We start from the raw sequence: 22,775 nt of genomic DNA on the forward strand, positions 1-22,775 counted from the left end.
GAGAATTCGTCTCGTGAGACGAAAAATTTCGTCCCATGAGACAAAAAAATCCGTCTCGTGAGATGAAAAAATCCGTCCCACGAGACGGATTTTTTTGTCTCATGGGACGGATTCTTTTGTCTCACGAACTTTAGTCAACAGAGTCACATTGTATGATATAGCTTCTTTAGCTAACTCTAACTCCTATTCTTAATCGAATAAAACCATCCTTTTGCAATTGCATCACATAAGCAGTGATACGTGAACTGTAGTTCTCATCGGATTGGAAATGTTCGTCAAGCAGGGAAATGATTTCCTGCACCGTGCGCTTCCCGTCAATCAGACGCCAAACGGCAGTACCGTGCTCTTCAAGACGAACGTGGATATCAGGCGACATACCTTTCGGCAACAAAAAACGACGCATCCACCCGTGCTTAAAGCGGGGATAGACGATCACAGCACAATCGTCTTCCCACTCAGTAGTGACATGATTGCAACACACCGGAATAGCATCCAACAGATTTACTTTCTCTTTAGAGACTCCCATACTTTGTTACCGGGTTCTGTACTTATTCAGTTTTTATGCCTTCCGGATATTGGGTTCTTCCAATCTATACCCGTTTTCTTTATCCGCCTTCTTTAAGAAAAAGGCTACTACAAGAGACAAGCAGGCGATACCGGTAAAGATACACATAGGTATTGTATAATCGTATATATTTGCACCGTTCGGTTTTTGCCCAACTATGCAATACACATCAAGTACTTTACCAATCAAAGTAGGAATGCCCCACAAACCTATATTCTGAATAAAGAAAATCAAAGCGTATGCCGTACCCAACTGGCTTACCGGGAATATTTTAGCAACCGCAGGCCACATGGCAGACGGAACCAGTGAGAAAGCAATACCCAGAATAATCATCAATACGATAGCTACCAGCCAGAAGTTAACAGCTGGAAGAGCATAAACAAAGTGTACCCCTATCAACATCGCCGAACCCAGTATCATGATAGAAGCCGATTTGCCCCGTTTATCAATGAACCCGCCAAAGATTGGGGTCAGAAACAGTGCACCCAATGCCGGAAGTCCGGCAAGAGTTCCGGCAAATTCCTCGGCAATACCATATTTAATGATCATCAGTTCGGAAGCAAACTTTTGGAAAGGGAATACACACGAATAGAACAATACGCACAGCAAGGCTATCAACCAGAATCCCGGATTAACAAGGATATTCTTCACATCCTTGAAAGAGAATTTCTCTTCTTCCTCTTCGGCTCCGGCTTCTTCTGTGGCAGTAGCTTTCTGCATATCCAACTTCTTATCCATCACCGCAAACACAAAGAAAGCAACCATACCGCCTAACAACAATATCAATCCCAACAACACCGGAGCTGAAAGTCCCATAGCATTTGCCATAGGAATGGCTATCGCATAACCGGCTTGAGAACCAATACGCGCCAATGCCACCTGTACTCCCATAGCCGTAGCCAATTCTTTGCCTTTAAACCATTTGGCTATGATTTTAGTGACTGTAATACCGGCAACTTCGGCACCCACACCGAAAATGGAGTAACCGGCAAAAGCTACAAATACTCCTGCCTTATAACCGAAGATTTCATTCATTCCGAAAATCGTAGCATCCGGACCGGCAAGCCCTGTCATAGCATAATATTCGAGTGCCGTACCTCCAACCATCAAGATGGTTGCCAACTTTCCGGTGAAACGGATACCAAAGCGGTCAAGGATTAATCCTCCCCAAATCAACATCATGAAGAAAACATTCAGGAAACTGTAACCACCCGTATAGAAGCCGAAGTCGGTACTGTCCCACCCTAAGTTGGTTTCCAACATTGTTTTCAACGGTGCAACCACGTCGTTTACATAATAGGCCGCCATCATTGTGAAGGCAACAATCACCAACGCTCCCCAACGGATGGCTTTGGAGTCGTTCAATCTAAGTTTTAATTGTTCTGACATTGTACTATTTAGATTATTTTGAATTTCAATTTATAGTTCCGATTACATTAGCTCTGATTACATTAGCTCTGATTACATCAGTTCCCATTACATTAGCGTATACGAGAGTTGCCTTAATCAACCACGTGCGCATACACGCATATACAATAACAAATCTACAAGACAAAAAGTCTATTATGGGCGGTAAAGATAGCAAAATCCGCCTTTAAAAGAAAAGATTAGCATAAGAAAAGAGGCTGATACCTTGCGGCATCAACCTCTTTCTTATTTCTCTTTACGGTCCATTTACATAGCTTTAATTAGCCGCAGAGTCTGTTGCAGCAGGAGCTGTGGTTGTTGCAGGAATTTCTGTTTGCGGAACAGTTGTACCAACAGGCATATTATACGGATTGGTTCTTTCTTCCTGCTGTGCTTGTTCCAGAATCACATCTCCACTTTTACCGGAAGAAGAAGGAAGAACATAAGCAGTAGCAATACTCATCACAACCATGAATGCAGCCAAACTCCATGTGGCTTTTTCCAGAAAGTCAGTAGTCTTGCGTACACCCATAATCTGATTGGAAGAAGAGAATCCGGATGCCAGACCGCCTCCTTTGGAATTTTGAATCAATACAATGAAACACATCAGCAAGGATGCAACTACCATTAAGATAACTAATAATAAGTACATTTTGTTATTTTGATTTAGCATTAATAATCAATTTCTCCAAAAATCTAATTTGGTCTGCAAAGTAAGCATTTTTTTTTGGATAATTCAAACTTAATTTTTTAATAATTTCAAGCGCCTTGTCATATCGGCGCTGTTTGATATAAATTTTCGCCAAAGTTTCGGTAAAACAGGTGTCATCCAAGTCATCAGACGGTAATTCCTGAGGAATACTCTCACCTGTATCTTCGGTTTCAGTTTCCCGGTCTACTTCCACCTCCCGGCTCACTACTACTTCACTTTGACGGATGAAACCATCTATTAAATCTTGCCCACGCAATCTCTGTACTTCTGTTGAAGCAGGCAAGGATTCTCTTTGTTCGTCTCCTCCTTCACGGTCTTCCAACAGATAGGCAGTATAATCCATTGCATAATCCAGTTCTGTTGCCTGAGAATGTTCTTCGGGAATAGTTGCAAGAAAAGCGTCAATCAATGAAAGGGTACGATCCATAGAAGGTTCTTCATCCTTCTCCTTTTCTGTAACTTGCGCAGCAGCACGAGACCGGAGCATATAGCGGTCTCCTTCGATAAGGTAAAACAGAACACGCCGATCTGATACATACAATACAGCTTTGCGCAGTTCGGCGCCAAAGTTAATGTCGTGCAGCAGATAGAGATTCTTGAGATAGAGCAAACGTAAGGACTGAAAATAGGGATAACGGGCAACCAGCGTACGAAGTTCGTACAAAGTCTCCCGGTTCAACGTTTCGGGTTGCTGTATCCATTGTTGTAAATGCGCAGGAGTCATTCTCTATCTTACCAGTTAGCTACGGTTGCGTTAAAGATTTGTTCTGTGATGTCTTTCACCATTAGGCTTATCAACTGATCTTGCACACTCTCCAATCTCTCGCTGGAATCATAAGTTTGGAAAGCCGAGAATTGTTTATCGGTAAAATCGTCTTCATGCTTTGTATTATTAACATAACGAACATTAACAGTCAACGTTAGTTTCACTTTTGAAGAATAGCCACTGGCATCTACCGACTCATTGTACTGATTGTAACCGGTAATTTCACCATCTATTTCAAGGTCGGCATTGGCATTCACTATTGATAACCTTGTCTGGCGGATAAACATATCTTTCAAATCCTGATTAAACTGTATAGCCAGAGGAGCATACACATATTCCGCCCGGTTAGAAAAATCAGCTATAGAGATGGTTTTTACTTTATTATAATCAATGGAACTTATCGGGGCAAGCCCTATCGTCACACTACATGAGTTTACCACTAACAATATAGCCAACAACATACTTGTTGAAGCTATCTTTTTAATCCAATCCATATTCTTTAATCTTTCTGTATAAGGTACGCTCGGAAATATTCAAGTCTTTGGCTGCACTTTTACGTTTGCCATGATGCTTTTCCAAAGCTTTTCGTATCATTTCTTTCTCTACTTCATCCAAGGAGAGAGACTCTTCTACGTATTCTTCCGTATCCTGTATATCTTCGTCCATATCACGAGACGGCTTCACGGACGGATGAATAATTGTGGGTACGCTGCTTGCAGATGCAGGAGTAACCACGGCCGGAGGCTGAGAGTAATAAGTGGCAGATACAGCCGGAGCAGCAGCCTTGCCGCGTTCTGCCATAATTTCATGTACCAGTTTCTTCAGTTCCGTAACATCCTGGCGCATATCGAAAAGAACCTGATATAAAATCTCCCGCTCACTTTCAAAGCTTTTGGATTTGACGCCGAACAAAGCCGGAAGACGTTGCATGTTATCCTGAACAGGTAAATATCCTTGCAGAATGGAAGCGTTGATTTCACGGTTCGTTTCTATAATAGATATTTGCTCGGTGATATTCTTTAATTGACGCACATTACCGGGCCATGAAAAAGCAAGAAGCACTTGCTTGGCATCCTCTGTCAACTGGATAGCGGGCATGCGGTATTTTTCCGCAAAGTCCGAAGCAAATTTACGGAACAACAGCAAAACATCTTCTCCGCGTTCACGTAAGGAAGGTACCTGGATGGGGACTGTATTAAGGCGGTAATACAAGTCTTCCCGAAAGCGTCCTTCGGAAATAGCCAACGCCAGGTTTACATTGGTAGCCGCCACAATACGCACATTCGTTTTCTGTACTTTGGATGAACCTACTTTGATAAATTCGCCACTCTCAAGAACACGAAGCAAACGGGCTTGCGTAGGTAAAGGTAATTCCCCTACCTCATCCAGAAAAATAGTCCCTCCGTCTGCTTCCCCAAAGTAACCTTTCCGTTCGCCGATAGCACCGGTGAAAGCCCCTTTTTCATGACCGAACAGTTCAGAATCAATAGTACCTTCCGGAATAGCGCCACAATTCACCGCAATGTACTGACCGTGCTTACGCCGGCTGTACTGGTGTATAATCTGAGGAAAGCTCTCTTTACCTACGCCGCTCTCCCCAGTTATCAGTACAGACAAATCGGTAGGTGCTACCTGAATAGCAACATCTATCGCACGCGCCAATGATTCATTGTTACCAATGATGCCAAAACGTAATTTAACTTGTTGTATTTCCGATCTTGTCATGCCTATAAATCCTCTTCCACACTATCAAGTTTCAGTTTATCGCTATCATCGCGTTTTTCGTAATATTGTTTTCGCAAGGGATTGGCATGTGCAGTCTTCTCACGCAAACGGTTACGGAACACATCAATAGACACATAAACAGCCTGTCGGAAAGAATCTTCACTTGCCAATCCTTTTCCGGCAATGTCGTACGCAGTACCATGAGCCGGCGAGGTACGTACAACGGATAATCCGGCAGTATAATTCACACCTTCATCCATCACCAAAGCTTTAAAAGGAGCTAGTCCCTGGTCATGGTACATGGCAAGCACGCCATCAAAATGAGTAAAATTGCCCGAACCCATAAAACCGTCGGCAGGATAAGGCCCGTAACATAAGATACCTTTCGCCGCCATCTCTTTCAATGCAGGAATAATGATTTCTTCTTCTTCCTTTCCCAATAAACCTTCGTCTCCGGCATGTGGATTCAAAGAAAGTACGGCAATCCGCGGAGCGCCAATACCAAAATCCTGCTTCAATGAATTATGAAAGGTTCTCAGTTTCTCCTGTATCAGCTCTTTCGTTATTGTGGAAGCAATCTGGCTTACAGGAATATGTCCTGTAACCAATGCTACCCGGAAATCATCTTTCATCAAAATCATCAATGATTTGGCGCCGTCTCCCAGTCTTTCTTCCATGTATTCCGTATGACCGGGAAATGAGAAAGTCTCAGACTGAACAGTATGCTTATTGATAGGAGCAGTGACAATCACATCAATAAGTCCTTTCTTATATTCTTCAACAGCCCTTTCTAATGCATCCAATGCTGCCTTTCCCGCTTCGGAATCAGCTTTCGAAAATTCCACTTTTATTTCATCATCCGTACAATTCACTACACTCAAACGGTTATGGGAAGCATCCGAAGCAGAATTCACTATACTGAAGTTCGTCGGCAAATCAAGTACCTTACGATGATAGGCAGCCACCTTAGGTGAACCATATATAATAGGTGTACACAGTTCCAACATAACGGGATCAGCGAATGTTTTCAGAATAACCTCATACCCCACTCCATTAATGTCTCCTTGCGTAATGCCGACTCTAACCTTACTATTTTCCATTTTTTAATTATATCAAGTAAATTGAGCACAAAAGCATGAGATGTTTTGTGCATCTATGCCTCTATCTTCAAAACAACATTATTATTCTTTACCGGTATTTTATTCCCTTGTCACTCCCAACGGAATTTCCGCCCCGCTCTGCTTGTCGCTTGGTACTCTCAATGTATAAAGAGAGGCTTCCATCTGACGCACCAAGTTACGTTTCAGTTTATCAGGCGAATAAATAAATACCTCCACGACTACTACACGCTGGTTTACTTCGTCCAAACGCATGAGCGAAACATAAGGACCACCCATGAAGTCACCTTTCATACGCCACAAGCCACGTGCTTCCAAAGCATACTCGCCTTGTATATTGAGCGGACGTACATCTGTCAACAGCGAATCAGTTGCCATATACATGCCTTCCCTGGCTCCGGGGATGTTAGCTTTCATGAAAGAGTCGCGCTTCTGCACAAAGTATTCTTTGGTAAACGTATTCTTGTCTCTATAAGGAAAGGAATAAATAACAAAGTTCTGGTCACCGGTAGCAGCATTTGTCCCTGCCCAGAAGAAATCTTTACCTTGCTTGGAAGCAGACAGTTCGGCCGACACCCACACATCACAGTCAAACATGCTTTTCACTGTCGTTGCAACATAGTCATTATGCTTGTTCTCCAGTAATGCAATCTGCCGGTTCATCTCCGCACGAGTGAAGAAATCTATAATGACCTGGCTATTTTCCGTCACAAATTTCTCAAAAGAAGCCTCGTCTGGAGCCTGGATAGTCAGAATGGTTTGCGGAGAAGCATATACATCCCTTGCATACTTAAACTTAGGCTGGGTATAAATATTCTGCACATCAGCAATAATGATATTACGTATTAACTTCAATGTAGAATCATAATTGGAAGGAGAAGTGTACATCATACGAAACGAACGCTCAGACTGGGGAAGCCCCGGTACGTCCGAATCAAGTACATCAAAAAGGGCTCTGCCGGACGGACGTTCCCACATAGCAGGCTCAACCACTACCAGAATTTCATAAGCACGACCGCTGGAGGTCGCACCGAACACGCCTTTTTTACCGCCACTACATGCGGAGAAGGCCATTGTAACAAGAGCTAAGCTCAAATAAAACAGGTGCTTTTTCATATACTTATCAATTAATGTTTTTACAAAACTACAAAGAATGCATATATCATCCGCGTCAATTATAATAATTTATATTAAGAGCCTGTTTAAATTTCCTTTTTTAAAGTCTTAATCAGCTTTCTTTGAGTTTATTTTCTTCTTGCTTGGCAGTGGAAAGCATACCACAAGCTGCGAATATATCTTCGCCACGGGAAGAACGTATGGTAGTAAACAGACCGTGAGAAGTCAGATAATCACGAAATGCCACCATCGTATCCATATCGGCGCCTGCCAAGTCTACTCCCGGTATAGTATGAAAACGAATCAGATTGATACGGCAATCCAACCCCCGTAGAAGTTTCAACAATTCTTTAGCATACAACAACGAATCATTTACCCCCTTAAAGACAATATATTCAAAAGATAACCTACGCTGTTTACTAAAATCATATTTTTTAAGTATATCTACCATTTCTGTTATGGAGAAAGCTTTTTCCGCAGGCATCAATTCACGACGTTGCAAAGGTACCGGTGAATGCAGGCTTATTGCCAAATGACATTCGGATTCCTCAATAAAATACTGCAATCCCTTGCGTAACCCTACGGTAGAGAGGGTTATTCGTTTAGGACTCCAGCCATATCCGTAGGAAGAAGTCATGATATCTAAGGCTTTCAGTACTTCATCAAGATTATCTAAGGGTTCTCCCATACCCATCATTACAATGTTCGTCAGCTTATCCCGCTCCGGAAGAGAACTTATTTGATTGATAATTTGGTTGGCAGTAAGATTGGAGGCAAATCCTTGTTTACCGGTCATACAAAACTTGCAGTTCATTTTGCAGCCCACTTGCGAAGATACGCAAAGTGTAGCACGGTCTTCTTCCGGAATATAAACCGCTTCTATAAAGCGCCCCTCACCTACCTTATATAAATACTTCACAGTACCATCTACTGATCGCATCACATCCACAGGTGCAGCAATGCCCACTTCGTAGATATCTTTCAATATATCCCGGTGTTTCAATGACAAGTTCGTCATGTCATCAATAGAGTTTACTTTCTTGTCGTACAACCATGAAGCAATCTGTTTGGCAGTAAAACCGGGCATTCCCAGTCTCTTCACCACCTCCTGCAGTTCAACGAGCGTTAATCCTAATAGGGTTTGTTTCGGCATAATTATCTATTAATCTTCCGGTTTATCTTTGCAAAGGTAGGAATAAAGTTGCATAAAGCAATCACTGACACAGAAAAGAAATATACATATAAAGAAAAGCCGCCTGACAAGACATCAGACGGCTTTATATCTAAAAATAAACTATCTTTTTTAGAAGAATAAGTAACGGCTATCTTTTACATCAGCCTTCAAATACAAATCATTAAGGAACTGACTTGCTACACGAGCATGCATGTTCTGCGCCGTTGCTTCCTCTCCTTCCTGATTATAAGTTTCGTTCAGCTTCTCCTTTGCATACGGTTGAAGCACAAACACCCCGCCATTTCCTTTAATAGGGGCGCTCAATTGATTCAACTCGGCAATAGATGCATAAGCGCCTACCAACGGTTCACTGGTACGCAACACCGGAACATAAGCAGGAGCAGCAAAAGTAACATGTTTTACAGAATCGCTGACAGCATCCGCCAAACCTTTATATTGTTCGAACGAAGATATGCCGGCAGCCTTTACGTCAGCCATAATCTTCTCTGCTTTCTTATCACGGAGCAATTCAATTCTCAATTGGTCTCTTACCAAAGCCAACGGACGATACCCTTCCGGAATAATGCCGGAAACACTAACAACCAGCATACGGTCACTTTCACCACATTCATACAAGCCGGAAACTTCACCAACTTTTGCAGAGAAAGCCCATCTCAGAGCTTCTTTAGAACCTCTGATACCGCCAATAGCATGTTCAGAACTATACAAATCATTTCTATCCAACAATTTGTAACCTGCATCTTCCGCATTAGCCATCAACTTATCCAAAGTGGGGTTAGCAGCAATAAACTGACTGAAGTCATTATATGCTTTGCTGTATGTTTCTTTACTGAAGTCTACCGGACGTTTGATAATAGCTACTTTATATTTGTCTTTAACCGCTTTCTTGTTTGTTACCTGCAGAATCACATTTGCCTGTACCAAATTCAGATTAGCCAATTCGTTCTGACCAAGAGTTGCAATGGTATTCACATACTTCAGATTATCGCCATCCAACTGTGCGCCTTCATAATTAGCAGAAGAAATCCATGTAGATTCACCTGTCTGACCATATTTCTTAGCAACATCCGCAAAATTTGCGCCACCCTTGATTGCATTATAAATACTGTCCGCCAATGTTTTTGTCTTAGCAGCATCTTCTGCCATCACTTGTATCTGACGGTATTCGATAGAATCCGCCATCGAAGCAGCAGCCAGTTTTTTGAATGAGTTAATAGTATTGTCGGATGCATTATAGTATGGGCCATAAACACCACCTACCGAAACAGAGTCCAAACGCGCAGTAACATCTGTAGGCAACGATGTAGAAGTATAATACAAATCTACATAAGGCACCTCAGAACCTGTAGCACGAATAAAAGTAGTGTAATCACCCGGAGTACTTGCAAGTTGTTCCGTATATTCATCTACTTCTTTCTGGATAGCCTCTCTGTCTTCAGGGCTTGCGGTTACCTGCACATCAATGAACTTAATGTTACGGGTTTCTGCATATTGTCTGAATTGCTCTTTCTTCTTATTATAAGCATCTTTCAAGTCGCCCTCTGTAATTGTTACGGTAGAGTCCGCAACAGAAGAAAAAGGAATAGCAGCCAACAGCAAGTCGAATTGGTCAACTCTGGCATTAAAAGCGTCCTGGGCTTCTACCGGATTAGAGAACAGGGATTTAGTTACCAAAGCCTGGTACTTTTCAGCCAAACGGGTCTGTACAAGTTGCTTTTCAATGAAAGACCAGAATTTATACATAGCTCGCGACTGTTCTACGTACTGTGCCGGCATTTGTGACTGATCCATTTTAGAATAGTCTACCAAAAACTTCTTCAACATATCTTTGTCGAAAGCGCCGGTCTGAGGGTTATAGAACGGTGTTTGTTGCAGCATAGGATGTACACCTGCATCAATAATCGATTGGAGTTCCGCCTTTGTCACTGTTAAGCCCAGCTTTTTCGCTTCATTTTCAATCAGTTTATTGTTAACGTAATTTCTCCATACCTCATCTTTGATCTGGTTGGCTTGTTCATCGGAGAGCGCATTTGTATTGCCGGATAATTTCACAACTTCCGTGTACTCTTCTACCAAACTTTGATATTCCGGAGCAGAAAGCGCCTCTCCATCCACTTCTCCTACATCTTGTGACTGATGTGGCTGAATTACTTTCCACGCATCTCCTGCAATGAAAGCAAACAGCGCCAAACCAATAACAATCACCAATAAAGGTCCTTTAGACCGAATGCTTTGTAATGTTGCCATTTTAGTTAATATGATTTATTTGTTTATTATTATTTTACTATAAACTTTTATTTTAGCGCACGAAGATACAAAAAATGCTAATACGCATCTATTTATTCTTTAAAAATTTACGCCATCACTCCATTATTCAATGACTTTAAGGCGTACCAACTCTATTTTTGTAGCCGTAACCTTAATAATTTTGAACTTAAAGTTATCAATAGCCACTACCTCATGCAACTTGGGAAAGCTCTGATAACGATTCAGGATCAATCCTCCTACCGTCAGATATTCATCCGATTCCGGCAAATCAAGATTAAATGTTTCGTTTACTTTCTCTATTTCCAGGCGAGCAGACAGCACATACTCATGCTCGTTTATTTGCTTGCAGACATACGAAGTATTATCATGTTCATCTTCAATATCCCCAAATATTTCTTCAACCAAGTCCTCCAGGGAAACAATGCCCGACGTACCGCCAAATTCATCTACCACCACGGCAATCGTTTTCTTTTGCTGCATAAATAGCTTCATCAATTTATGCGCCGCCATTGTTTCGGGCACAATAGGTACTTCTTTCACGTTGTTACGCCAATCGGCAGGATTACGAAACATCTCAGATGAATGAATATAGCCAACTACATTATCTATATTTCCGTCATAGACAATAATCTTGGAAATACCCGATTCTACAAAAAGACTTTTCAATTCTTCCAAAGACGTATCCAAATCAACCGCTACCACTTCTGTCCGGGGAACAATGCAATCACGTATTTTTATGCTCGAAAAGTCAAGTGCATTCTGGAATATCTTCACTTCCGTATCCAACTCTTCTTCATCTCTCGCACTATCAATACCGGATTGAACGAAATAATCCAAATCGACTTTCCCGAAAGCCTTCTCTGACGCTTCTTTAGTTATCTTCATACCAAACACGCGCAGGAAAAGATAAGATAACCCAGACGCCAGCCATGATATTGGAAAAAGCACGATATAGCATATTAAAAGCGGAAAAGCGCAAACCTTCAATACAAGATTAGGATTAATTTTGAATAAGGTTTTAGGAAGGAATTCACCCGTAAGCAGAATGATAAGAGTGGAGATTATCGTCTGCAACAAAAGTTCCACAAAATCATTGGAAATCAACCCTCCCAATAAATGAGTATTAATAACCTGCGCCATCAGGATACCATAAATCACCAGCGCAATATTATTACCTACCAACATGGTAGAGATAAAATTATTGGAGTTGCGGAAGAAATAAGAGAGGATCCGTGAACTGAATCCCACTTTGCGTTCCATCTCAAAACGCAATTTATCCACGGAAACAAAAGCAATCTCCATGCCTGAAAAAAAGGCGGAAAAAGCTATAGTTATCAATAAATAAATATAGGTATCCATCATTCTGGTTTAATAGTATCGGTTTTAACGCTATCGGTTCTTAAGCTATCGCCAGGCGCTTCTCCATCTTCCACATAAAATACTCCTTCTGTCTTAAAAAAACGATATTTATTCAGTTGCTCATCAGACTCAAAACCACGGGCGTAAATAACCTGATCAGGCTGTTCTATGCGAACCCGTTGATCGGAGTAAACCCTATGCTTATTTTGATCCCAATACAACAACTCGGTATTGAACTTCTCTCCTTTCAGGTTCTCAATATCTACATTACCTATCAACTTCCACAAGCGCTCTTTATCATAATAATAGGCTGTATCCGACTTGATACTGGCCTCAACATTAAAGACCGAATCAAACTTTTCCAGATAAATACCTTTTTCAAACGCCCAATAGGAAGGTGACTTACGGTCAAAAACCAACCATTCTTCCGTATTGATACGATACCGGGTAATGCCGGAATCGGAAATAAGAGTCCTCACCCCTTCTGTATCCATCACAGGCAGGGAGTCGCGTTCAGTTATAGCTGCTCCCATCTCCTTGCCTCGTCCGGAGCAGGCGGAAAATAAAAGAAGCATAACCATTGCCCCGAAGACAATGGTTATGCTCATAATCCTATGACAGAGAATGTTACTTCGTTGTTGTAACAACATACTGTTATTATCGAATCGTTGTGCTTTCGCCAATCCAACCACCGACAGTGATACGGTCACCAGCTTTATAGCCTAACATAAAAAGATCTTCAGCTTTCGGGGTATAACGGGCATAAGTTGAAATCAATTCGTTTGCCTTATCAGTAACAGACGAGTCAATAGCCTTAGCACGCTGCAACTTATCAATTACGACAAAATATGTACACTTATTCAAAGCGGATTCATCACTCCAGTTCGGGCTGGAAGCATAAATCTGTGCAAGCAGAATATATGCATTACCATAATCTTCTTTATAACTGATTGCTTTCTGCACATAACTTCTGGCTTGTGATAATTTCTTTGCATCTAACAAAATAGCAGCCACAGTATAAGCCAACGGCGCTTTTTTCTCTGCATCCGTTTCCAGATTCAAACCTTCGTCAAAGTATTTGATAGCTGCCTCATAATCACCTTTCTTATATGACATATATCCGCATCCGGTAGCTGCATCAGCAGTAGGATTTATCTTGTACATGTAGTAAGAAGCTTGGAAATATGCTTCGCTTTCTGTACACCTCATCATTTTCAGAACGGAAATAGCTTTCTTCAAATAAGTAGAATCCGATTGGCTCGCTTCAATCTTAGGGCCATAAATATTCTGCAAAGACTCACAGTCAGCAGTACCACTATTAATAAACATAGCCTCAAGATTGGCTTTTATTTGCTGCAAATTGGCTTTCTTGGCAGCATTTTCCTCTGCTGCAACTGCTTCGTCCGCATATTCGGAAACAGTCAGATAATCCTGAATGAATTGTTCTTTGTGATTAGCATCAATCTTCAATTTATTCAAAGACATATCCAGAAAATAATGCAAAACCGCACCGTCCGAACTAGCCTTTTCAGCATCAACAGATTCTTTAAACCATGTGTATGCCTGATTAACATCCAGCTTGGGAGCATAAGTAATGTAGTCAATGACTTTAGTACCCAATGAAGAAGCAACAGACGGAACTTTCATGCCTTTGGCTGCAAATTCCGGAATATATTTGCCTCTCAGATCATACACTTCCATCAATTCATCAAAGTACTTTTTATAGTCCGCAGAGTTACGGTCTTTTATTTCCCCCAAGAATGAGCGCAAAATCTTGATACCATCAGAAAATGTATAATATCTTAGGGTAGGGCAGTCCGCCATCACTTGTTTCCAAGGTTCATACGCACTTTTAAAATCTCCGGCCTTCACACTTGAGTTGGAAAGGCTACTGTTCTTGTTACAATCTTCGTTCTGTGCAAAAGCACCGGCCACTCCACCCGAAAGGAGTAAGACAGCTACAAGCTTTTTAATTTTCATTGTATATCAATTTTTAGTTGTTATATTACATTTGTTTTTTCATTTACTCTACTTTACGCTTCCAGAACCAGCGTTCATTGAACGTCACACCAATACAAACACGCAAGGTATTCTCGTTCACAAAGCCACTTTCCGCACCTTGCATTCCCACATACTGCGCAGACAGACTTATCACAGAACGATTCCGCGGAAGAGGTAAAGCAAAACCAGCCGTAAGCCCGTATTCATTTGCTGCGCTCATGCCCCTTACCTTATAGTAAGGTTTGGAATAATAAGCTCCCAAACGATATTTAATATGTGAGAAATAACTTCTTCCCATTTCATTCGGAATATATTCTGCACCGACAGAAATCTTAGTACGGTTACAGAAAGCATCCGGGTCATTCATAAACGTTACATCACCCCACTTTTGGAACATAACATCCATACCCACAGTCAGACGGTTATTATATGTATAAGTCACGCCCGCCCCCAGCGTTATAGGAGTTCCTAAAGTTAACGTCGTATCTTTTGAGTTTGTCGTATATCCATTAGATGGATTTCCCATCATATTCGTCACAGTAGATTCATTACTCAAGTTATGCCCCGGTGAGAAAACAACACCTAATGTGGCGGAATGCTTCTTTCCGAATTGCTGCGTATATTGCGCACCAAAATCAAGCTTGTAACTCTGTACAGACATACTTTCCTGTTTTATTGAACCATATTTAGTTCCATCAAGGGGAAAACTTATATTTCTGGAATGTGATATATCTCCCCAAAGATACGAAATATTCGCACCAACAGAAAGATTTTCTAATATTTTAAAACCTGCACCTACATAAAGTTGATGTAATCCACCCTCACCCGAATATTTTGTAGAATATGAACTTCCGGAAAATTCTTCATTTTCATTGTAACTTTCCATACTGTATCCCACATTGGAATAGGGCAACATTCCGATACTCATAGCACCTCGTTTGGACAGGCGGAACAACATCGTGATATAGTCAAAACTGGAATTCTTGGCATTCCGTTTTACAATACCATCACTAAAGTTCGTGTTTTGCAAGGAAATACCGCCGTCAAACATAAAGGTTAACGAATCAACGGCAGTATAAGCAGCAGGATTTGCAAAATTAGTATGAGATCTGTCACGCAAACCATAAGCAATACCGCCCATCGCCTTACTATTACCCGATCCCTGGTCTGCCAACTGTCCATACCCGTATCTTGTATAAGGGGAATTAGTATTATTCTGAGCAACTGTCACTCCAGATATTATCGTGAGCAAGAGCACTAAAAGTGTTTGTCTATATCTTGTCATTATTATAGTTTAAAATTCGGTTTAATCCTTTCAATACTAAAAATCTATCTGCAAAGATGATACTTTTTAAGTTTGTAGCAAAAGAAAAATCATCCCCGCCCGTTAAAAAAACCAAAAGTTCAGGATATTTATGTTTCAAAGCCGTTATGTAGCCCAAAATTTCATATTCCAGACCATTCAAAACTCCTGCACGAATAGCAGTTTCAGTATCTTTTCCCATCGGAAGTTCACGACCTTCACGCTGCACCATAGGCAAGCGACTGGTAAATTGGTGAAGCGCCCGAAAACGCATTTGCATGCCGGGAGATATATTCCCGCCATGATAACGCCCGTCAGCGTCCACAAATTCATACGTGATGCAAGTGCCGGCATCTATCACCAGAATGTCTTTCCCGGGAAATTGCTCGTTAGCGCCCACTACAGCCGCCATGCGGTCGTATCCCAATGTTTCGGGAGTTTCATAGAGGTTCGCTACCGGCAGGGGGGTTGTCTCATTCAGCCAAAGTACAGGTATGGAAAGTGAAGCCAACTGCTCCACCACTTGCTCTTTCAAGTCGATTACAGTAGCAACGATTGCTTTCTCAAAATGATATTTATGATAAATACCGGGCAAATGGTCCAAGTTTTCATTAGAGTCATACGCCACTTCTAACAGTGATACACCATCAAAGACAGCTATTTTTGCCACTGTATTTCCTATATCAATAACCAGATTCACTGAATGTAGATTCATTTTCGGGCACAAAGATACAACTTTTTTCCATCAAAACTCGTCATTAGCATAAAGAAAGTTGAATGTGGCTTGTTGATACAAAAAGGACGCGGTCGAAAGCATTCTCTTTGAGACATGTCTTTCTTCGCGTCCTTTATAATCGAATATATTTTCTATAAATTGCGAAAACAGAATCGGCAACAGGTCACAATTAAAAGTTTAGCGAACTGTTATCCGTTTGAAGATTGATTTTATTCGAAATCTTCGTATAGCAAATACTTTTTACGCATAGCTTTGTATTCCGCCAATTCCTCCTTCCAGCTGTCACGTATTTGTTCTTCAGTCCAGCCTTCCAACATTTGTTTTCTCAGCTTATCGGTTCCTGCCAGCTTATCAAAGAATTCGGGACGGGCGAAGAACTTATCCGGGCTTTTCTTATAGAAATCCAATACGTATTTTAATGTGAATTTTATGCTATCGGCATCGAGGCTACGCAAGTCTACACCATAGCACAACTTACCTTGTTGTTCTACATGAAGCGCCATACCTTCCTTTGATCCCGGAGTAAATGTAAAATCACCAAATGATGGGTCAGAATAACCAATCACCTGGAAAGGGAAATCCGTACCTCTACCTATACTGCAATCCGTACCTTCGAAAAGACAAAGTAATGGGAATAAACGTACCGACAAATGATTAGGTAAACTCGGCGATGGTATTACGGGCAGCTCGTATCTTGACTTATGAGTATAGTTTTTCAATGGAATGACAGTCAGTTCACTCTTTTTCCCATCTTTGAGCCAACCTTCTCCATTGATCATCTGAGCCAGTTCACCTATGGTTAGTCCGTGTATCATGGCCACTTTGTGGTAACTGATGTTTGATTTGAACTTATCATCTTTGCGTACAGGACCATCGACTTGTTCTCCATTAGGATTTGGACGGTCAAGTACCATTACCGGACGATTATTGTCGGCGCATAATTGCATTACATTATGCATTCCGACAACATAAGTATAGAAACGAGCTCCAACATCCTGTATATCAAAAATCATAATATCAACCGAACTAACCAAAGAGTCTGCCTGGTGATTCTCTCCATAAAGGGAATATAAAGGTAAACCGGTTTGCGCATCAACATCATTATTCACATCTTCTCCCCGTTCAATGGTTCCTCGAAAGCCATGTTCAGGTATAAACGCAAACTTTAAATCAACACCATTTTCCAATAGAATATCAACCAAATGTTTATCGCCGGCAATAGTTGTCTGATTAGCCATCAATCCTACTTTTTTGCCTTTCAACATAGGCAGGTAGACATCAAGTTGTTCTGCACCCGTAAGTATCTTTTCAGACTCGGATACTGCTTGCTTTCCTTTACAACCGGAACCTAACATTCCAATTATTACAAATAAAATAAATGCATTCTTTTTCATGGTAATTTGGATATTTATATAATTAATACAATATGTTTCAATGCTTTTAGCCACAATCAGCATATAAAGCAAAAGAGATGTGGGAATTCTTTCTGACCCTGATATAGTGCTGTACAAATATGTATTTATTTTCTTTAAACCCCTGCAAAGCTTCGGTATATTTAATATTTAATAGTATAATTTTTATTATTTAATTATTAAATCTACTTATTCCTGAATTGCTAAATAGATTCGGAATGAGTTGATTAATAACGATTTATGCTAAAAACACCACTTCAGACAAATGCAAATTATTAGATATAATACCCAAAATAACAAAATTAGTACTTATAATATTAAAAATAAAGATTATCTTTGGTGCAATCATCATTTCACTTACTTATAGAATACTATTTATTACTGATGCGTTAAATATCAAATAAATTTAGTTCTTTGAAATTTTGGTTTTGATTGAGTGATTCTCTGGTAGGCTTTTCTAATAACTCTCGGATATTAATCTTCTCAAGAGCGGAAACACCTAACAATATTGCTACTTCCGATATTGAATATGAAGTGTTGCATGACACCTTAATTCTTGCTACGAGAAGATAAGTACAGATAGCCGCCCACAAGTGTGTCTTAACCGCATTCTCTGAATGTCCCCACAAGGTTTTGATGGTCAGATTCCCCTTTATCCATTTGAAAAAGGTCTCTATTTGCCATCTATTCCTGTAGATATTGGCAACTTCCAGGGCGCTTATCTCGAAATGGTTTGTGATGAACTCAAGTTCTTCCTCTTTTTCGGAGTCATAGAACTTCACCAACCTGAAAGCTTCCGGGTAATACTTCTTGGGGTGATATCCCATTAGCTTGATGGTATGGTCACTTCGGAGTCCGGTCATCTCATCAATGTTGTAGTTGGTATCGACAACCTCGTACTTCATGTTCCTTTTGGCTCTCGTAATGAAGTAAGCATTGTTCTTATGAATACGATAGAGAGCTTCAAAATCCACATATGCTTTATCCATTGCATATATAGCCCAAGGAATGATTTCTATAATATCCAAGACATTGCTGTCATGCCACTTGCCGTGAGTTACGTGAATGAAGGCCGGAATGCTACCTCGCAAATCAAGAAGAGTGTGCATCTTCACAGCTCCCCGTTCATATTTGCCATATGCCCAGGACATCAGTTTGATGCTACAAGATATCGTTGTAGAGTCCAATGCAAATATATCCCAATCGGGTAGCCAGACACCGGGAATATGCTCTCTGGCGTATTTAGATCTGACAATACTAATCAGAAGATGCCCCAATTCTTCAAAGATACGATAATCCCGTCTTTCTCCTGCTCTTGAAAGTGAAGACTCATTTACGGTTTGACCGAAGCCAAGATGGTAGAGGCTTTTCTCATGAGCACTAAGGCAAAGGCATATATCCCGAAGAGAATTGCAGGCTGTTAACTGCCCGAAGACAAGATGAAGCAGATGGTTATAACTCGTTAAGTGACGGTAGCGATAATCGCCCTTATACTTCTCGATAATCTTACTAAACTCATACTTGGGAAGATAACCTATAACCTGAGCAAAGACAAACTTACCTTTATTCATAATCTTGCAGCATTATTAAGCAGCAAAATTAAGCACTCAAATCAAATCAAAAAAACAAAGATCTATTGTAAAATGCTATATATAAACAAGTTAATAACTAATGATGCGAAGTTAACGCATCACTAATATATGGAATATACAAGAGATGGTCGGTTGGGCTTGATGGATATACCAGATGGAATGATTTTCAAGCTGAAACACAAATCTTGGGAGAGAAATTTCATACTTTGGGTGCGAAATACACCACTCCAAAATGGAGTGTAGGCCTAAGAACATTCACTCCTTTTTCAAAATATTACGATCAGAAGGTTATTATTAATAAATCCCAATTACTACCAAGTACATCACATGTTTATACCGACAATATGAGAGGGGCTTTCATTCTTACATTCTCAGCCAATATAAACTTTGGCCGACAGTTTAAAGCAGGAAATAAACGCCTTAACAATGATGATTCTGATGCGGGGATTATGTCGGGGAGCAAAGAATAAGTAGTAAGTAGTAAGTAGTTAGTAGTTAGTAGTTAGTAGTTAGTAGTTAGTAGTTAGTAGTTAGTAGTCTTGCTTATATCTTAAGTAGCTTTAACTACTTGCTACTTGCTACTTACTACTTACTACTACAGCATCAACAATGCAGCCTAATTTATTCAACAGAATTGGGGTAATTCTGATTAGTAAACATTATCTTTGCACCGAAATGAAACGAATCATCCTTTTATTAATAATAGGTGTATTTTGCGCCTCTGCTCTGAAGGCGCAACCCAATGACTCCATCCGCATCAGCCTGCTGACGTGTGATTCCGGAGAAGAAATATATTCCCTCTTCGGACACACTGCCATCCGCTATGAAAATCCGGAAAGAGGCATTGATGCAGTATTCAATTATGGAATATTCAGTTTTAATACTCCCAACTTTATCCTGCGTTTTGCTTTGGGTGAAACGGATTACCAACTGGGAGTTAACAGCTACGAACGCTTCTCTTCCGAATATGCCTACTACGGACGTGACGTATGGCAACAAAACCTCAATCTCAATCCCGGGGAAAAGGAACGGCTTGTCAGTCTGCTGGAGGAAAATTATCAGCCGGAAAATCGTATATACCGTTACAATTTCTTTTATGACAACTGCGCAACCCGTCCGCGCGACCAGATAGAGAACGCTATAAACGGCACTTTGCAATATGCGGACAATATGACAGACTCCAATATGGGAATAAGTTTCAGGGACATCATCCATCAATACACGAAAGGTCATCCTTGGTCGCGCTTTGGTATTGACCTCTGCATAGGTAGCGAGGCAGACCGCCCCATAAACCGCAGACAGATGATGTTTGCTCCTTTCTATGTAAAGGATTTCTTTGATAAAGCAGAAATAATAGACAATGAGGGAAATAGAAGGCCTCTTGTACGGGACGAGGAAAAAATAGTAAACGTAGAATTCCGTGCAGAAAACGCAACTTCAGAAGGCATTACCCCCATGCAAGCCGCCTTGCTTCTTTTTATGGTAGTAGTTGCCGCAACGATTTATGGCATCAAACACCGGAAAAGTTTATGGGGAATAGATTTGTTCCTGTTTTTTGCCGCAGGAGTAGCCGGGTGTATTCTTGCCTTTCTTGCCGTTTTCTCCCAACATCCGGCTGTAAGTTCCAACTATTTACTTTTCGTATTCCATCCTTTACACTTATTTTGCCTTCCGTGGATGATAAACAAGGTAAGGAAACAGCGAAAAAGCAAATACATGATATTAAACTGCATTGTTTTAACACTTTTTATACTGCTTTGGGCGATAATACCACAAAGATTCGACTTAGCTGTATTACCTTTGGCACTCTGTTTGTTGATACGTTCAGCAAGCAACCTCATTCTGACATACAAAAAGAGGGTTGACCCCAAAAAGAGATAAATGAAAAAGGGACTGATAACTTCCATACTCGCACTGACTTTTACCGGTCTGCAAGCGCAATCACTGCCTGCCACCCCTAAACTGGTGGTAACGCTCACGATTGACCAACTGCGTACGGACTATATGGAAGCATTTTCTTCCCTTTATGGAGAAAAAGGATTCAAAAGACTGATGCGCGAAGGAAAGGTATTCTGCCAAACGGAATTTCCTTTCAACGACATAGATCGTGCCTCTGCCATCGCCGCTATTTACACCGGTACAACACCCTCCATGAACGGCATCATCGCCCGGCATTGGATGGATGTAAGCACCTTACGGTCGGTGAATTGCGTAGACGATTCCGCTTTCATGGGCAATTACACCGATGAAAGTTCTTCTCCCTCCCAACTGCTCACCTCAACCATAACCGACGAACTTAAAATCACCACCCGGAACAAAGGATTAGTATATGCCATCGCCCCTACACGCGATGCCGCCATCCTCGCCGCCGGACATTCGGGAAACGGCGCTTTCTGGTTAAACGAAAGTACCGGAAAATGGTGTAGCACTACTTATTACAGCGAATTTCCGTGGTGGGTAAACCAATATAACGACAGCCGGTCTCCCGATTATCGCATTCGCGATATGGTGTGGGAGCCGATACACCCCATTACGAGTTATACTTTTCTGCCGGAATGGCGAGATCAGCCTTTTAAATACAAGTTTGACAGTGAACGCCTCAACAAGTTCCGCCGCCTGATAGCCAGCCCATTTATCAATGATGAGGTAAACCTGCTGACAGAGGAACTTTTAGGCAAAAGCACCATCGGCAAAGATAATGTACCCGACATACTGGCATTAACCTATTATGCCGGAAACTACAACCACAAGAGTACGCAGGAATGTGCTATGGAGATGCAGGATACATACGTGCGCCTTGACCGCAGCATTGCTTCCCTGCTCGACCTTATCGACCATAAAATCGGCCTGCATAATGTACTTTTCTGCATTACTTCTACCGGTTACGCAGATTCCGAAGCTCCCGACCTCGGACTGTACCGCATTCCGGGCGGTGAGTTCCACCCGAACCGTTGCTCTACCTTGCTCAATATGTACCTTATGGCTACTTATGGCGAAGGACAATATGTAGAAGCATATTATAACCGGCAAATCTATCTGAATCATAAGCTGATAGAGAACAAACAATTGGACTTGGCAGAGATACAAGACAAATCCGCCGATTTCCTGATACAATTCAGCGGTGTAAATGAGGCATATTCCGCTCATCGCTTGTTGCAAGGTCCTTGGTCGCCCCAAATTGAATTGGTTCGCAACGCTTTCCACCGAAAACATTCCGGCGACTTACTGATTGACATACTTCCCGGATGGACTATTGTTAATGAAAATACTACCGACCACCGTGTAGTGCGTCATGCAAACATCCCCGCCCCGCTTATTCTTTTAGGTGGAGAAGTAAAGCCCGAAGTCATTCGGACTCCTGTCAATATTACCCGTATAGCGCCTACGCTAACAAGCGTGATGCGCATCCGCGCCCCCAATGCCTGCACGGCTACTTCTATATTTTTTTAATGTAACTTTGTATCCGGGACACAAAGTCTACTTGAATCAAACCAGTAAAT

At 41.3% G+C, this 22,775-nt stretch carries 19 protein-coding genes; 2 read left to right on the forward strand and 17 right to left on the reverse strand.

Features of this window, described 5'->3' with window-relative positions; translation table 11 throughout:
- Positions 1–166 precede the first annotated feature (166 nt).
- From B2Z67_RS10080 to B2Z67_RS10160, 17 genes are all read right to left on the reverse strand, one after another.
- Positions 167–526, reverse strand: coding sequence for a PqqD family protein (locus B2Z67_RS10080; RefSeq protein ID WP_291529700.1), 360 nt, complete (start codon positions 524–526; stop codon positions 167–169).
- A 33-nt stretch (positions 527–559) separates the two neighbouring features.
- Positions 560–1,954, reverse strand: a complete 1,395-nt coding sequence (locus tag B2Z67_RS10085) for an MFS transporter (RefSeq protein WP_291529701.1) — start codon at positions 1,952–1,954, stop codon at positions 560–562.
- 295 nt (positions 1,955–2,249) lie between these two features.
- Positions 2,250–2,624: a preprotein translocase subunit SecG gene (secG, locus tag B2Z67_RS10090; RefSeq protein WP_291529702.1), complete on the reverse strand. Its 375-nt coding sequence runs from the start codon at positions 2,622–2,624 to the stop codon at positions 2,250–2,252.
- Between the two features lie 4 nt (positions 2,625–2,628).
- A complete protein-coding gene (locus B2Z67_RS10095) occupies positions 2,629–3,408 on the reverse strand; it encodes a tetratricopeptide repeat protein (RefSeq protein ID WP_291529703.1) in 780 nt (259 codons plus the stop codon).
- 8 nt (positions 3,409–3,416) lie between these two features.
- Complete coding sequence (locus B2Z67_RS10100) at positions 3,417–3,944, reverse strand: LptE family protein (protein WP_291529704.1); 528 nt, start codon at positions 3,942–3,944, stop codon at positions 3,417–3,419.
- Positions 3,931–5,175 carry a sigma-54 interaction domain-containing protein gene (locus B2Z67_RS10105; protein ID WP_291529705.1) on the reverse strand — a complete coding sequence of 415 codons (1,245 nt, stop codon included), beginning with the start codon at positions 5,173–5,175 and terminating at the stop codon, positions 3,931–3,933. The genes B2Z67_RS10100 and B2Z67_RS10105 overlap by 14 nt, the downstream gene beginning before the upstream one ends.
- Positions 5,176–5,177: 2 nt before the next feature.
- The gene (gene pdxA, locus B2Z67_RS10110; RefSeq protein ID WP_291529706.1) at positions 5,178–6,275 is read right to left on the reverse strand and encodes a 4-hydroxythreonine-4-phosphate dehydrogenase PdxA; all 1,098 of its coding nucleotides are present in this window, start codon (positions 6,273–6,275) and stop codon (positions 5,178–5,180) included.
- 99 nt (positions 6,276–6,374) lie between these two features.
- Positions 6,375–7,409: a DUF4837 family protein gene (locus B2Z67_RS10115; RefSeq protein WP_291529707.1), complete on the reverse strand. Its 1,035-nt coding sequence runs from the start codon at positions 7,407–7,409 to the stop codon at positions 6,375–6,377.
- Positions 7,410–7,521: 112 nt separating this feature from the next.
- Positions 7,522–8,562 carry a 23S rRNA (adenine(2503)-C(2))-methyltransferase RlmN gene (rlmN, locus tag B2Z67_RS10120; protein ID WP_291529708.1) on the reverse strand — a complete coding sequence of 347 codons (1,041 nt, stop codon included), beginning with the start codon at positions 8,560–8,562 and terminating at the stop codon, positions 7,522–7,524.
- A gap of 150 nt (positions 8,563–8,712) precedes the next feature.
- On the reverse strand, positions 8,713–10,851 hold the full coding sequence (locus B2Z67_RS10125) for a SurA N-terminal domain-containing protein (protein ID WP_291529709.1): 2,139 nt from the start codon (positions 10,849–10,851) through the stop codon (positions 8,713–8,715).
- 123 nt (positions 10,852–10,974) lie between these two features.
- Complete coding sequence (locus B2Z67_RS10130; protein WP_291529730.1) at positions 10,975–12,231, reverse strand: hemolysin family protein; 1,257 nt, start codon at positions 12,229–12,231, stop codon at positions 10,975–10,977.
- Positions 12,231–12,878: an LPS export ABC transporter periplasmic protein LptC gene (gene lptC / locus B2Z67_RS10135; RefSeq protein WP_291529731.1), complete on the reverse strand. Its 648-nt coding sequence runs from the start codon at positions 12,876–12,878 to the stop codon at positions 12,231–12,233. Before lptC ends, B2Z67_RS10130 begins: the two co-directional genes overlap by 1 nt.
- A gap of 10 nt (positions 12,879–12,888) precedes the next feature.
- Positions 12,889–14,211 carry a tetratricopeptide repeat protein gene (locus tag B2Z67_RS10140; RefSeq protein ID WP_291529710.1) on the reverse strand — a complete coding sequence of 441 codons (1,323 nt, stop codon included), beginning with the start codon at positions 14,209–14,211 and terminating at the stop codon, positions 12,889–12,891.
- A gap of 43 nt (positions 14,212–14,254) precedes the next feature.
- Positions 14,255–15,517 carry a hypothetical protein gene (locus tag B2Z67_RS10145; protein ID WP_291529711.1) on the reverse strand — a complete coding sequence of 421 codons (1,263 nt, stop codon included), beginning with the start codon at positions 15,515–15,517 and terminating at the stop codon, positions 14,255–14,257.
- Positions 15,504–16,235 carry a type III pantothenate kinase gene (locus B2Z67_RS10150; RefSeq protein WP_291529732.1) on the reverse strand — a complete coding sequence of 244 codons (732 nt, stop codon included), beginning with the start codon at positions 16,233–16,235 and terminating at the stop codon, positions 15,504–15,506. The genes B2Z67_RS10145 and B2Z67_RS10150 overlap by 14 nt, the downstream gene beginning before the upstream one ends.
- Positions 16,236–16,480: 245 nt before the next feature.
- Positions 16,481–17,665: an exo-beta-N-acetylmuramidase NamZ family protein gene (locus tag B2Z67_RS10155; RefSeq protein WP_291529712.1), complete on the reverse strand. Its 1,185-nt coding sequence runs from the start codon at positions 17,663–17,665 to the stop codon at positions 16,481–16,483.
- 407 nt (positions 17,666–18,072) lie between these two features.
- Positions 18,073–19,254, reverse strand: coding sequence for an IS4 family transposase (locus tag B2Z67_RS10160; protein WP_291529713.1), 1,182 nt, complete (start codon positions 19,252–19,254; stop codon positions 18,073–18,075).
- A 696-nt stretch (positions 19,255–19,950) separates the two neighbouring features.
- Here B2Z67_RS10160 and B2Z67_RS10165 point away from each other — a divergent pair.
- Both B2Z67_RS10165 and B2Z67_RS10170 read left to right on the forward strand, forming a co-directional pair.
- Positions 19,951–21,156, forward strand: coding sequence for a DUF4105 domain-containing protein (locus tag B2Z67_RS10165; RefSeq protein WP_291529714.1), 1,206 nt, complete (start codon positions 19,951–19,953; stop codon positions 21,154–21,156).
- On the forward strand, positions 21,157–22,725 hold the full coding sequence (locus tag B2Z67_RS10170; protein WP_291529715.1) for an alkaline phosphatase family protein: 1,569 nt from the start codon (positions 21,157–21,159) through the stop codon (positions 22,723–22,725).
- The last annotated feature ends 50 nt before the right edge of the window (positions 22,726–22,775 follow it).

Source organism: Bacteroides sp. UBA939, from assembly GCF_002293435.1.
Taxonomy (GTDB): domain Bacteria; phylum Bacteroidota; class Bacteroidia; order Bacteroidales; family Bacteroidaceae; genus Bacteroides.